This window comes from Pseudomonas sp. RIT778 (assembly GCF_019718735.1).
In the GTDB taxonomy this organism is placed as follows: Bacteria; Pseudomonadota; Gammaproteobacteria; order Pseudomonadales; family Pseudomonadaceae; genus Aquipseudomonas; species Aquipseudomonas aphyarum.
Genome location: NZ_JAIHBA010000007.1, coordinates 89,415 through 103,706, shown reverse-complemented (window position 1 = coordinate 103,706; position 14,292 = coordinate 89,415). Strand labels below are relative to the sequence as shown.

General features: G+C 61.1%; 9 protein-coding genes. 4 read left to right on the top strand and 5 right to left on the bottom strand.

Annotation, left to right across the window (positions count from 1 at the left end):
* On the top strand, positions 1-5,241 hold a 5,241-nt coding region (locus K5E37_RS05925; protein WP_221533367.1), incomplete at its 5' end, for an S-layer family protein.
* A gap of 209 nt (positions 5,242-5,450) precedes the next feature.
* Here the strand turns inward: K5E37_RS05925 and K5E37_RS05920 are convergent.
* From K5E37_RS05920 to K5E37_RS05900, 5 genes are all read right to left on the bottom strand, one after another.
* Positions 5,451-5,828 (bottom strand): DUF6124 family protein, encoded by a 378-nt coding sequence (locus K5E37_RS05920; RefSeq protein WP_221533366.1) that lies wholly within the window; start codon positions 5,826-5,828, stop codon positions 5,451-5,453.
* Between the two features lie 403 nt (positions 5,829-6,231).
* Complete coding sequence (gene ptuB / locus K5E37_RS05915; RefSeq protein WP_221533365.1) at positions 6,232-6,879, bottom strand: retron Ec78 anti-phage system effector HNH endonuclease PtuB; 648 nt, start codon at positions 6,877-6,879, stop codon at positions 6,232-6,234.
* Positions 6,880-6,897: 18 nt separating this feature from the next.
* On the bottom strand, positions 6,898-8,289 hold the full coding sequence (locus tag K5E37_RS05910; RefSeq protein ID WP_221533364.1) for an AAA family ATPase: 1,392 nt from the start codon (positions 8,287-8,289) through the stop codon (positions 6,898-6,900).
* A gap of 123 nt (positions 8,290-8,412) precedes the next feature.
* Positions 8,413-8,808: a YbaN family protein gene (locus K5E37_RS05905; protein WP_221533363.1), complete on the bottom strand. Its 396-nt coding sequence runs from the start codon at positions 8,806-8,808 to the stop codon at positions 8,413-8,415.
* 10 nt (positions 8,809-8,818) lie between these two features.
* Positions 8,819-9,406: a YecA family protein gene (locus K5E37_RS05900; protein ID WP_007958400.1), complete on the bottom strand. Its 588-nt coding sequence runs from the start codon at positions 9,404-9,406 to the stop codon at positions 8,819-8,821.
* 278 nt (positions 9,407-9,684) lie between these two features.
* On the opposite strand from K5E37_RS05900, the gene recQ reads away from it, so the two are divergent.
* The 3 genes from recQ to K5E37_RS05885 all read left to right on the top strand — a co-directional run bounded on the left by recQ (position 9,685) and on the right by K5E37_RS05885 (position 14,286).
* Entirely contained in the window at positions 9,685-11,814 is a 2,130-nt protein-coding gene (gene recQ / locus K5E37_RS05895) for a DNA helicase RecQ (protein ID WP_007958398.1), read from the top strand.
* Positions 11,815-11,948: 134 nt separating this feature from the next.
* The gene (locus tag K5E37_RS05890; RefSeq protein WP_039765478.1) at positions 11,949-12,383 is read left to right on the top strand and encodes a MarR family transcriptional regulator; all 435 of its coding nucleotides are present in this window, start codon (positions 11,949-11,951) and stop codon (positions 12,381-12,383) included.
* 127 nt (positions 12,384-12,510) lie between these two features.
* Positions 12,511-14,286, top strand: a complete 1,776-nt coding sequence (locus K5E37_RS05885) for a FimV/HubP family polar landmark protein (RefSeq protein WP_221533362.1) — start codon at positions 12,511-12,513, stop codon at positions 14,284-14,286.
* The last annotated feature ends 6 nt before the right edge of the window (positions 14,287-14,292 follow it).

Here is a 14,292-nt window from a genome sequence, read left to right as displayed (position 1 = left end):
TACACCTACACCCTCAACACCAACGATGCAGACTTCAAAAACCTGCACGGCGGCGGCAACGGCACTGAAACCTTCACCTACACCATCACCGATGCAGACGGCGATACCAGCACCGCGAACCTGGTGTTGAACATCCACAACAACGACGATCAGGTGTACCTCAACGGCCTCGACGTCAACGGTGGCGAGCTGACCGTCTACGAGAAAAACCTCAGCGACGGCACCAGCCCCAATACCCCGGCACTGACCCAAAGCGGCACCTTCACGGTGACAGCGCTCGACGGTCTGCAAACCCTGACCGTGGGCGGCATTGCCGTGATCACCAACGGTGTCGCGGCAGGCTTCCCGCAATCGGCGGTCACCCCGCTGGGCAGCACGCTGACCATCACCGGATACGACCCGGCCACCGGCGTGGTCAGCTACAGCTACACCCTGGTGGATAACGAAACCCATCCGACCGCCAACGGCGCCAACAGCATCACCGAGAACTTCAACGTGGTGGCGACCGACACCGATGGCAGCTCCGCCACCGGGCAGATCAACGTCAACATCATCGATGATCTGCCGACCGCCAAACCCGACGCTACGTCGGTGCCGGAGGGCGGCACCGTCAGCGGCAACGTGCTGGACAACGACATCGGCGGCGCCGACGGCCCGGCTGCCAGTGGCGCGGTAGTGGGCGTGCGCGCCGGTTCCGACACCTCGACCTCGGCCATCGGCGGCCTCAACAGCAACATCAACGGCACTTACGGCTACCTGACCCTCGACGCCAACGGCAACGCGGTCTATCACAGCAACCCGAATGCCGTGAGCGGCCTGGGTGCGGTGGACGTGTTCGTGTACACCGTGCGAGATTCCGACGGTGACGAAAGCACCACCACCATCACCATCGACGTGTCCAACAGCCAACTGTGCGCGGTCAGCGACACCGACGTCACCGTCTACGAAAAAGCCCTCGACCTGACCAAGGACGGGCAAGATCTGGCCGCCGGCACGGTCACCGGCAGCGATCCGACCAGCACCGGGGAAACCGCGTCCGGCACGCTGGTCGGCTCGGTCACCGGCGCGGTCGGTGCGATCAGCTACGCGCTGGTCGGCAGCGCCACCGGCAACTACGGGCAGATCGTGCTCAACCCCAACGGCACGTACACCTACACCCTGACCTCACCGGCCAGCACCACCCCGCACGCCGATGACGGCGCCAACACCCTGACCGAAACCTTCACCTACCAGGCCACCGATTCGCTGGGCAACGTTGTTACCAGCACCATCGTGGTCAACATCGTCGATGACGTGCCGAAGGCGATCAACGACAGCAACGCCAGCACCGCGTCGGAAACCCAGTTGACCCTCAACGGCAACGTGCTGACCAACGACGTGCAAGGCGCCGACGTGGTGGCGACCGGCCCGAATGCCGGCCCGATCACCCCCGGCACCTTCACCGGTACTTACGGCACCCTGGTGCTGAACGCCAACGGCACGTACACCTACACGCTGAACACCAACGATGCAGACTTCAAAAACCTGCACGGCGGTGGCAATGGCACCGAGACCTTCACCTACACCCTGACCGATGCCGACGGCGACACCAGCACCGCCAACCTGGTGCTGAACATCCACAACAACGACGATCCGGTGGTCCTCAACGGCCTCGACGTGAATGGCGGCGAACTCACCGTCTATGAGAAAAACCTCAGCGACGGCACCAGCCCCAACACTCCGGCGCTGACCCAGAGCGGCACTTTCACTGTCACCGCGCTCGACGGTCTGCAAACCCTGACCGTGGGCGGCATCGCCGTGATGACCAACGGCGTAGCCGCCGGCTTCCCGCAATCGACCGTCACCCCACTGGGCAGCACGCTGACCATCACCGGTTACAACCCGACCACCGGCGTGGTGAGTTACAGCTACACCCTGGTGGATAACGAAACCCACCCGAACGCCAACGGCGCCAACAGCATCACCGAGAACTTCAACGTGGTGGCGACGGACACCGACGGCAGCACGGCGACCGGGCAGATCAACGTCAACATCATCGATGACCTGCCGACCGCCAAACCCGACACCGGCTCGGTGGCGGAGGGCGGCACGGTCAACATCAGCGTGCTGGGCAATGACATCAGCGGCGCGGATGGCGCGGCGATCGTGGTCGGCGTGCGCGCCGGCGGCAACACCGCGACCTCGGCCATCGGCAGCCTCAACAGCAACATCAACGGCAACTACGGTTATCTGACCCTCGATGCGGCCGGCAACGCGGTCTATCACAGCAACCCGAACTCGGTGAGCCCGCCGGGCGCCACCGACACCTTCACCTACACCATCCGCGACAGTGACGGCGACGAAAGCACCACCACCATCACCGTCAACGTCGCTGACAGCAAACTCGTGGCCTCGACCGATCAGGACGTGACCGTCTACGAGAAAGCCCTCGACCTGACCAAGGACGGGCAAGACCTGGCCCCCGGCACGGTCACCGGCAGCGACCCGAGCAACGCCGGCGAAACCGCCACCGGCACGCTGGTCGGTTCGGTCAGCGGCGGCAGCGGGGCGATCACCTACACCCTGGTCGGCAGCGCCACCGGCACTTACGGACAGATCCAGCTCAACGCCGACGGCACCTACACCTACACCCTGACCTCGGCGCCGAAAACCACGCCGAACGCCAACGACGGGCCGAACACCCTGAGCGAAAGTTTCACCTACAAGGCCACCGATGCGCTGGGGAACAGCACCACCAGCACCATCGTGGTCAACATCGTCGACGACGTGCCCAAAGCGGTAGCGTCGGATCGTTCGGTGGCGGCGGTGGAGATCGACTCCAACATCCTCATCGTCCTCGACATCTCCGGCAGCATGGCCGACGCCTCCGGCGTACCGGGCCTGTCGCGGCTGGAGCTGGCCAAGCAGGCGATCAGCGCCTTGCTCGACAAGTACGACGATCTGGGCGACGTGAAAGTGCAACTCGTCACCTTCAGCAGCAACGCCACCGACCGCACTTCGGTGTGGGTCGATGTCGCCACGGCCAAGACCATTCTGGCCGGCCTCAGCGCGGGCGGCGGCACCAACTACGACGCGGCCGTGGCGACCATGTACAACGCGTTCAACACCTCGGGCAAACTCACCGGGGCTCAGAACGTCGGCTACTTCTTCTCCGACGGCAAACCCAACGAGGGTGACATCGGCACCGCCGACGAAGCGACGCTCAAGGCGTTCCTCGATGCCAACAACATCAAGAACTACGCGATCGGCCTGGGTAGCGGCGTGAGCAACGCCAACCTCGATCCGCTGGCGTACGACGGCATCACCCACACCAACACCAACGCGGTGGTGGTCACTGATCTCAACCAGCTCAACTCGGTGCTGTCCGGCACGGTGCAGGGCGCGCCGGTCACCGGTTCGTTGATCGGCGAGGGCGGCACGTTCGGCGCCGATGGCGGGTTCATCAAATCCATTGTGGTCGACGGCACCACCTACACCTATGACCCGAAAGCCAACGGTGGCCAGGGTTCACTGGTCGCCAGCGGCGGCGCCAACCACGGCACGTTCAACACGGTGAACAACACCCTGAGCATCGCCACCAACAACAGCGGCACCCTGGTGGTCAACCTCGATACCGGCGACTACAGCTACACCTCGCAGAAAACCACCGCCGTGGTGATCACCGAGAACATCGGCTTCACCCTCAGCGACAACGACGGCGACCTTGCCAGCTCGACGCTGACCGTGAAAGTGATCCCCAACGCGCCTCCGGTAGCGGCGGACGATCACATCATCACCAACGTGCTGTCGGGCAACATCGTGGTGCCGGGTGAGCTGTTGCTGGCCAACGACACCGACCCGAACGGCGATACGCTCAACGCCACGCCAACCTCGTTCAACACCGGCTGGATCTCCAGGTCGGCGGACTTCACCGGCACCGGCGCGATCAGCTTCACTGGCACCAACGCCAACACCGCCGCCAACCAGAACCTGGCCAACGTGCGTAATTCGTTCAGCGCCAACGCCGCGACCATGACCGCCGTGCTGGTGGTCAGCGGCTACCTCGGCGCGGTGACCAACACCAACGCCAACGATGAAGACCGCATCACCGTCAACCTGCGCCAGGGCGAAACCCTCAACCTGGACCACAACCTGGCGGCCGGTCACATCACCATGGAGTACTCGATCAACGGCGGCGCCTACATCGCCCTCGCCGACGGCCAGACCCTGACCGCGACGTCCGACGGCGTCTACCAGATCCACATCACCAACATCAGCAACACCACGGGCAGCAACGCCAACGCGGCGGAGAACTACCAGCTGACCATGACCCTCAACTACGCCGGGGCCCACGACATCACCCCGGACTACCACGGCACCTACACCGCCAACGACAACCACGGAGGCAGCGACACGGCCAACGTGACCATCAGCTATCAGGACGGCCACACCCTCACCGGCACCTCGGGTGATGACGTACTGGTGGCCGGCACCGGCGACAACATCATCAACGCCGGCGACGGCAACGATGTGCTGACCGCAGGCTCCGGCAACAACGAACTGCACGGCGGCGCCGGCAACGACTTGCTCTACAGCGGCCCGGGCAATGACCTGCTCGACGGTGGCACTGGCATCGACACCGCCAGCTATGCCCACGCGACTGCCGGGGTGACGGTCAACCTCGGCCTGCTCGGTGCGCAAAACACCATTGGCGCCGGGACAGACACCCTGACCGGTATCGAAAACCTCGTCGGCTCGAACTTCAACGACACCCTCACCGGCGACAACAATAACAACGTGATCAACGGCGGCCTGGGCAACGACATCCTCAACGGCGGCGGGGGCGATGACCTGCTGATCGGCGGGATGGGCAACAACACCCTCACCGGCGGGCCGGGCGCCGACACCTTCCAGTGGCTCAAGGGCAACAGCGGCCACGACCTCGTCACCGACTTCACCCCCGGCACCGACAAGCTCGACCTGTCGCAACTGCTGCAAGGTGAAAACGGCACGTCGGCGTCACTGGATGACTACCTGCACTTCACCGTCACCGGCAGCGGCGCCTCGGTCATGACCAGCATCGACGTCAGCGCCATGGCCGGCGCCACGCCGAACCAGACCATCGACCTGGCCGGCGTCAACCTGGCCAGCCACTACGGTGTAACGCCGGGCGCGGGTGGGTTGATTGCCAGCGGGCACGACACGGCGACCATCATCAACGGCATGCTCAATGATCATTCGTTGAAGGTGGATACGGTCTGATCTGAACGCTGAAACGACAAAACCCGCCGCCCCGATCAAACGGGACGGCGGGTTTTTCTTTTCGCAGGCGACAGAGGCTCGATCGTTCCCACGCTCCGCGTGGGAATGCCTCAATGGACGCTCTGCGTCCGCTCTTTGGGACGCAGAGCGTCCCGGGCTGCATTCCCACGCAGAGCGTGGGAACGATCAGGCGGCGGGTTTTTCTTTGCTCAGGCTACAGCGGGCGCCTCAGCCTTCACTTCCAGATTATCCAGCACCCGATTCACCGCCAGCTCACCCAGCATGATCAACTGCGCAATCCCTAACAACACATGCCGGTGCGAGCCATCCACCAGCCCGGCGAAGTCATTGGCCATGGTCTTGGCCGAAGTCAGGGTTTCGCACGCATCGGCCAGCAGTTCTTCGCTGTCGATACCGGGCGCGATGAGGTAGCGGGTGTTGGGTTTGAGCAGCGGTTTTCGGGGGAGGAGGGGATTGAGGTAATGATCGAGCGCGCGCTCGGCGGCTTCGTGGAATTTCTTGGAGTCGAGGGTTTCGTAGGGGGAAGTCGAATCGACTTCGGGCGGGTTTGGCGTTGGTTTGATCATGGTGAAGCTCCTTGAGAAATGGAGCCGTCATCCATCGCTGCTAAACGAAGGGGGTGGCGGCTGAACGCGGGTTAGCAGACCAGGCTCAAGGATCCCGGCGCACCGAAGTGCCCCACGTCAGCCGCCATGACAAAACATTGGCGACACCAACGTGCCTTGAAGTTAACCGGGCTGCTAAACCCGATCGCTGCTTTTCAGCGACCGCCAAACAATAGAACCCGCCCCCAAGGCGCACAAGCCGGCGGATTCTGGCGGATGCGTAGGCAAAGGCGCAAGGTTGCGTGGTCTGACAGATATAACTTTCAACACTATTCAACAAGGATTTGCGAAGGCGCGAAAAGGATAAACCCGCGCTCCCGGTTGATCAGGAAGGCGGGCTTTTCGAACTCGGTGAGTGCTCTAATCAAGATCTTACGGAAAGCGTGTGCCGGATCGATGTAGAGAACGGGAGGTGTGCAATCTTCTGAATCTCTCCCTCGATGAACTCCTGAATATCAATTTGAGGGAACTCTTCAAACATCTCCATGATTGCATGTGCAGTGTCCAGATGCGGGCGAATGGCCTCCTGCCGCATTGCACGCAGTGCTCCATTTTGGGCATCCAGGTTGAAAATGCGCAACGTCTCAAGAGCTCTGCGCCGTGCACGGTCATTCAGATCGGCGCGTGGAATAATGGTGCCATCTTTGACGAAGATTAAAAAATCATCGGGATCGTCTACGTCAGGTTTGATCAGGAGATTGTGATCATACGGGCCGCAGTCATCTTTGAATTTGCCGCAGGCATCTTCCCGATTGCATGAGCCAAACAAGTTGGTCCAGTCGAAAGTGCCCTGTGGGTAACGATCTCTCTGCCGAAAGTGCTCGATGTGAGCACGTTTGAGGTTGCTGATATCTGCGTCGCAGTAGGCGCAACGGGTGTCTTGCATAGCTCGAAGGTGCTCCCATACTTGGTCGCGTTCGGGCTGTGTTGGAGATTGAAGAGTCCATCTATGCACGCCATGTCTGTAGCGGGTAAGACATGGCGGGCTGTCACCTCGAACAAGCTTTCGCATTGGCCGATTCCTTTGTCCTTACTGTTTCGTCAGTTGCTTGCGCTTGAAGGCTTCAAGACGGATCAGTCGATCGCAATCCAGCATATATGGGTGCTGGGTTGTGAAGTGCTTTTCCAGATACGTTCGTAGCTCCAATCCTTCTGCTGTTTCATGCAGATTTTGTTGGATCAAACCCTTGTACAAACTCAGGTTTCGTGCAGGCTCATTGTTGGGTGTCGGGTCGATATCCATGACATGCGCCAGTACCTGGGAGCTAGCTACTCCTTGAGTCTGTTGATCTACATTACTCACAGTGATGCGCCTGATTCCTTCGTCGGATACGGTCTGTAACACTCGGATGCAATGTGCAGGGACTGAGGTGAGGACCTGAGGACTGTGAGTAGTGACGATGAACTGAATTTTGGGGAATGCGTTAAGCAAATCAGGTATTACGGTTTGTTGCCACGCGGGATGAAGGTGCATATCGACTTCGTCGATCAGAACCACGCCCCTTGATTGGTATGATGCGGCGCTTCCAAGGTGGGGGTTCAGCTTTACGCAGCGATAGGCGATATCGGCTGCCAAGGCAACAATGTTGCGGATACCGTCGCTGAGCTGGCTGACTTTCAGCACGCCATGTATTGGGTGTTCCAGCACCAAATCTGCGAATTCACTACTGTAGGCCAGATTTCTCCATCCAGTTTGTGATTCAAGCATCGAGTTAACTGCGTATTGGACTGCTTTAACCGGATTCAAAAAATCGTCTTTAACATCGAAAGTAGCTTTTCCACGTTCAAGACTGCGAATTTGTTCTTCGCGATAGCTGCGAAAAATTCGTGTGTACCATTTGCTGAACTGTTTGTAATTGGACGCAGGGTCAAGACTGTCCCGATATCCATAGGTTCTGGAAAACTCTGCGTTATCGACGGGATCAGAAGTGGGGGTGTTATCCCTCCACAGGCGACTCGTACCGTAATACGCCAGAACGGGCAGATTGATCGTTTCGCTGACATCCATCAAGACGTTGTGAAAGATCCAGCCTTGTAGAATGCGAGCTCTGTTTTCAAGAGCTCGCGCGCCCGGATCGCTGCGGGTTTTCGTCCCCTTACGGATGCTGATTCGACTGCGCGACCACGAAGTTTCGGTGTCCTGGAAATGAGCATGAGCTGTCAATCGAGCTGGAAGAGAGGGCTCCATTTGATGTGTCTTGACCGGACGTAAAAAAACATCGTCGGGCTGAATGCCGGTCAGGGGAGCGTTACCCAAGTCAAAACCGCGCACAAAGGGCCACAGCGCCACCTTGAGAGCATCAAGCAAACTAGTCTTGCCTTGACCGTTACGCGCAACCAGTAAGGTGAGCTGCGGGTCCAGTTCGAGCGTCAGTGCAGGAAAGCAGCGGTAATTTTCCAGCTCGAGCCTGATCAGTTTCAAAGACTTTCCTCCATGTAGACCGATGCCAGGCTACGGCAGTCGCTGTATTTGCGGGAACCAATTTGGCGCAAATTCTACTGTGAATGAAAACAGGTGAATACCTGTTCGCCATCCCGTAATGCTTCAAGATTTATTCAGGGTCTTCTGCCGCAAGATATAAACCGTCACCAGCACCGCACTGGTCAACATGAACCCCCGCGCCCACACCAGCGGCACCAGGTAGCACGAGAACAGAATGCTCACCCACATCAGCCCGATCGCGTAGACCTTGCCTTTGAGCGGAATGCCGTTGCCGTCGAGGTAGTCGCGGATCCATGGCCCGAGCCGGGGATGCTCGACCAGCCATTGATAGAAACGCGGAGAGCTGCGGGCAAAGCACGCGGCTGCCAGCAGAAGGAAGGGGGTGGTGGGGAGAACAGGCAGGAATATCCCGATCACCCCCAATGCCACGCTCAGCCAGCCGATGGCCAGCAGGATGTAGCGCAACATCAGGGGGCGGTTGCCTATGGGGTTGTCCATAGGCCGGATCTTAGTGGTGACGTGGCTTGAGGATCGCCGGTTTTTCGTCGGGCGCCTGGCACAGCAGGTACAGCGCGGTCAGGGCTTCCGGGATCTGGACGATCATGTCGTCCATCAGGTTGGCGTCCTTGGCGATGTCTTCGAACTCGGGCTGTTCGTCGAACAGGCCCGAACCGACCATGATCGGCAGGAGCATTTCGCTGACTTCTTCTTCGGCGGTTTCGAACCAGGCTGCCTCGCGCAAGAACACGCCTTCCATGAAGCCGATGCACCAGCCGCGCAGTTCGGAATCGTCCGGGTCGTCGCCCAGGTCCAGTTCGCATGGCAGCTCGAATTCTTCATCCGACGCCAGTTGGCGGGCGATGTGGGCCTTGAGGCCGATCAGCGTGGCTTCGATCTCTTCACGCTGGGCTTCGCTGCTGTAATGCGGCTCTTCGGCGAACAGGGCGTCGATCCACTCACGATCCGGCACCACGTCGGCGCAGATCGACAGCGCAGTCAGGTAACCGTGAGCGGCCACGTAGTCCAGCGCCTCTTCATGCAGCTCGTCGGCGTCGAGGAAGACTTGCAGGCGGGTTAGTTGCTCGGCGAAGGACATTAAAGGGCTACCTTGGGGGAATAAACAATGCGGGAATTCTAGGCCTTCTTGAGCCCTCAAGCCAGCCGCACGGCAGATTTGCCCGCACAAGCTTCTTATCGGCGGGTGCCCTTTGCCGGGGAGGGCTCGGGTATACTGCCGCGCTTTGCGATCCCTGCCGGTGTCGCGGCTGATTGTGTACGGCGCGATGCAATGCGCGCTTACGTTTTGTTTAAAGCAGCCTCGGCTGTCTTGAACCAGCCTGTGCAGGGATGTTTCGGTGGATTTTTGGAGTTTTTATGCTCGAACAGGCTCAACGCGTCCTCAAGGACATCTTCGGCTACGACAGTTTCCGTGGCCGTCAGGGTGCAATCATTGAGCGCGTGGCCAGTGGCGGTGATGCCCTTGTCCTGATGCCGACCGGCGGCGGCAAGTCCCTGTGCTTCCAGGTGCCGGCGCTGCTGCGTGATGGCCTGGCGGTGGTGGTTTCGCCGCTGATCGCTTTGATGGACGATCAGGTCGCCACCCTCGAAGAGCTGGGCGTGGCCGCCGCCGCGTTGAACTCCACACTGAGCGCCGAACAGCAGCGCGACCTCGCCAACCGGATCAAGCGCGGCGAAGTGAAAATGCTCTATCTGGCGCCGGAACGCCTGGTGCAGCCGCGCATGCTGTCGTTCCTGCAAGGCTTGAACATCGCCCTGTTCGCCATCGACGAAGCGCACTGCGTGTCGCAATGGGGCCATGACTTCCGCCCGGAATACCTGCAACTGGGGCAGTTGGCGGAAATGTTCCCCGACGTGCCGCGCATCGCCCTGACCGCCACCGCCGACAAACGCACCCGCGAAGAAATCGTCACCCGCCTGCACCTGCAGAACGCCGAGCGTTTCCTGTCGAGCTTCGACCGGCCGAACATCTTCTACCGCATCGTGCCCAAGGAGCAGCCGCGCAAGCAGTTGCTGGCGTTCCTGGCCGAGCGGCGCAGCGACGCCGGCATCGTCTACTGCCTGTCGCGCAAGAAGGTGGAGGAGGTGGCCGCGTTTCTCACCGAGCAGGGCTTCCCGGCGCTGCCGTACCACGCCGGTCTGCCCAACGATCTGCGCGCCTATCACCAGAAGCGCTTCCTCAACGAGGAAGGCCTGATCATGGTCGCCACCGTGGCGTTCGGCATGGGCATCGACAAACCCAACGTGCGCTTCGTCGCTCACCTCGACCTGCCGAAATCCCTTGAGGCGTATTACCAGGAAACCGGACGCGGCGGCCGTGACGGTCTGCCGGCGGACGCGTGGATGGCCTACGGTCTGCAAGACGTGGTGATGCTCAAGCAGATGCTGCAGAACTCCGAGGGCGACGAGCGCCACAAGCGTCTGGAGCAGCACAAGCTCGACGCCATGCTCTCGCTCTGCGAAGAAACCCGCTGCCGCCGTCAGGCGCTGCTGGCGTACTTCGACGAAGACATGCCCGAGCCGTGCGGCCACTGCGACAACTGCACCGACGGTGTACAGACCTGGGATGCCACCGAGCCTGCGCGTCAGGCGCTGTCGGCGATCTACCGCACCGGCCAGCGTTATGGCGTCGGCCATCTGGTGGACGTGCTGCTGGGCAAGGACAACGAAAAGGTCCGCAGCTTCGGCCATCAGCACCTGTCGGTGTACGGCGTCGGCAAGGCGTTGAGCGAGAGCGAATGGCGCTCGCTGTTCCGTCAGCTGGTTGCCCGCGGTCTGGCCGATGTCGATCACGAAGGTTATGGCGGGCTGCGCCTGAGCGACACCTGCCGTCCGCTGCTCAAGGGGGAAGTGAGCCTGGAGCTGCGCCGCGACCTCAAGCCGCAAGTCAGCGCCAAGAGCGGCAGCAAGAGCCCGGCCAGCCAACTCGTGCGCGGCGAAGAGCGCGAACAGTGGGAAGCGTTGCGTGCCCTGCGGCGCAAACTGGCGGAAGAACATGGCGTGCCGCCGTATGTCATCTTCCCCGACTCGACCCTGCTGGAAATGCTCCGCAGCCAGCCGACCTCGCTGGCGGATATGGCACGGGTCAGCGGCGTCGGCGCGCGCAAGCTGGAGCGTTACGGCGAGGCCTTCCTCGAAGTGCTCGGCGGCGAGGCCGAGGCGCCGAAAGTGGTGGCCGACGTGCGCCACGAACTGATCACCCTGGCCCGCGCCGGCATGACGCCGTTGCAGATCTCCGGTCAGTTGCAGTGCTCGGAAAAGAACGTCTACACCATGCTCGCCGAAGCCATCGGCAAGCAGCAGCTGTCGCTCGAGCAAGCGCTGGATTTGCCGGAAGACCTGATGGGGGAAGTCCAGGATGCGTTCCTCGACGGCGAAGGCGAGTTGCCGTCGGTCGCCGAAGTGGCCGAGCTGTTTGCCGGTCGCGTACCGGAGGGCGTGCTTTACTGCGTGCGGGCTGCGCTGCAATCCGAGTTTGAAATGTAAGAGGGCGTTTGTGCCAACCGTTATACGGTTGTAACGATTCAGTACAGGACGCCTCTTGCCTATAGCCAAATGTCATGCTTAGCTGACTAATAATTAGTTTTTCTCTATTTGTTCAGTCTAATCATGAGTGTTTTATGCCGTTAACCGATCAACACCGTTTTGGCATGCAATTGGCCCAGATGTCGCGTGGCTGGCGTGCCGAACTGGATCGCCGGCTGGCCGGTCTGGGCTTGTCCCAGGCACGCTGGCTGGTGCTGCTGCATCTGGCGCGCTTCGAAGAGGCGCCGACCCAGCGGGAGCTGGCGCAAAGCGTCGGCGTCGAAGGGCCGACCCTGGCCCGTCTGCTCGACAGCCTGGAAAGCCAGGGCCTGGTGCAACGCCAGTCCGTGATGGAAGACCGCCGGGCGAAAAAAATCGTGCTGTGCGCACCGGCCCTGCCGCTGATCGAACAGATCGAAACCATCGCCACGCAACTGCGCAAGGAATTGTTCGAAGGCGTCGACGAGGCGGATCTGAAGGTGTGCATGCGGGTACACGGGCACATTCTGGCCAATCTGGAAAAGTCTTGAGGCACAACCGCGTGCCGTTTTTTTGAGAGATCGCGCTGGGCAGACTATAAGAACTACTGGGCAATATCGTGTTCGTACCGGATGTGCGAACGCATAGAAGTCGGTTTTGCTTATTTAAGGGATGCTCATGCTCGGAAGTCGGCACGTGGTACTGCGTTGCGCCAACTCGCTGTTGGTGGCCGGTGTTCTCACCTGGTCCACCGCGTCATTGGCGCTGGGGCTCGGTGACATCACCGTGCATTCAGCCCTCAATCAGCCGCTCAAGGCTGACATCGCTCTGGTGGATGTCGGGGGCGTCGGCGAAAGCGAACTGGCGGTTCGTCTGGCCTCGGCGGACGAGTTTGGCCGCGCCGGCATCGAGCGCGTGTTCTTTCTCAATGACCTCAAGTTCACCCCGATCCTGCGTGGCAATCGCAACATGATCCGGGTGACCTCCAGCAAACCGGTCAACGAACCCTTTCTGAATTTCCTCGTGCAGCTCGATCAGCCCAATGGCCACCTGCTGCGCGAATACACCGTGCTGATCGATCCGCCGGGTTCGCCGGGGATTGTCCCGGCCACCGATGAGCCAACTGCGCGTGCGCAATCGTCGGAGTTCCCGACCCCCGAGGCTCCGTCTGCAACCACGCCGGCCAAACCTGCTGCGCCTGTTCAGCCACCGACACCGGTCGCCGACGCGCAGGCCGAGCAATTGGCGGCGAGCCTTGTGCAGAATCAGCAACTGCAAAAAACCATCGATGAACTGAACGTGAAGCTTCAGGCCCAGGAAGTGCTGATCGCTGACGGCAAGAAACAGCTCGGTGATTTGCAGGCCCGGCTGATTGAAGTGCAACAGGCGCCGCCGGCACCGGTAGCGCCCGTGGCACCTGCGCCTGCGCCGGTCATTGCCCCGGTCGAGTCTCAGGAGGATTCACTCAACTGGCCGCTGCTCGGCGGACTGCTGCTGGTACTGGGATTGCTGGTGGCGGGACTGTACGTGCGCCGGCAACGCCAGCAGGCGCAAAGGGCTGAGGCGCCGAGACCGTTCCTGCCGGTACGAAACGAACCCCCGGTCGACGACGCCGAACCGATGCAGCCGAGTGCCGTTCACAGTGCTGTCGAGCATCGCGAGGAACACGCCAACGGCGATGTGCTGGAAGCGGTCGGCATTTATCTGGCCTACGGACGCTTGGGCGAGGCCGCCGGTCTGTTGCGTGATGCGTTGCAGCGGGAACCGGAGCGCATCGACCTCGGCGTGCAATTGCTTGAAGTGCTGGGGCGGCAGGGCGACACCCCGGCCTATGACGAGCAGGAAAATCGTCTGCGCCAGCTCGGGGTCGAGGATCAGCGCTTGCAGGAGATTCGCGCCCGCTACCCGAAACTGGTCAGCGCCGCGCCTTTGGTGGCGGCGGCCCCGGTGATTGCCGCGCTGCCGATCGAACCCCCTGTGGAGCCGGAACCCGAAGACAATTTCGAACTGAATCTGGATCAACTCTCGATGGCCTCCAGTTGGGATCTTGAAGAAACTCGCCCGGCCACCACAGCACCTGAACAGCCGCCATCAACGCTCGGCTCAGATCTGCAGGTATTGCCACAGGATTTCGAATTGCCGGAAACCCTGCCCGACGACGCCGAAACCGCCGAGCTGGAATGGATCGTCGAACCGGAAACGCAGCCGCTGGATGAGGACTTCCTCAACGAGTTTGGCGATCCCGGCACGTCGCTCTCGCTCGAACCACTGGAGCTACAAGCCCCGGAACCCGAACCCTCGGACACCGCCAACGCCGGCAAACTCGAACAGGCCCAGACCTGCATCGACGACGGCGATATCGACAGCGCCATTGCCTTGCTCAACGAACTGCTCAAGGAAGCCGACGAACCCCTCAGGCAAACGGCGCGCACGCTGTTGGCGGGGATTCGCTGACCGCTG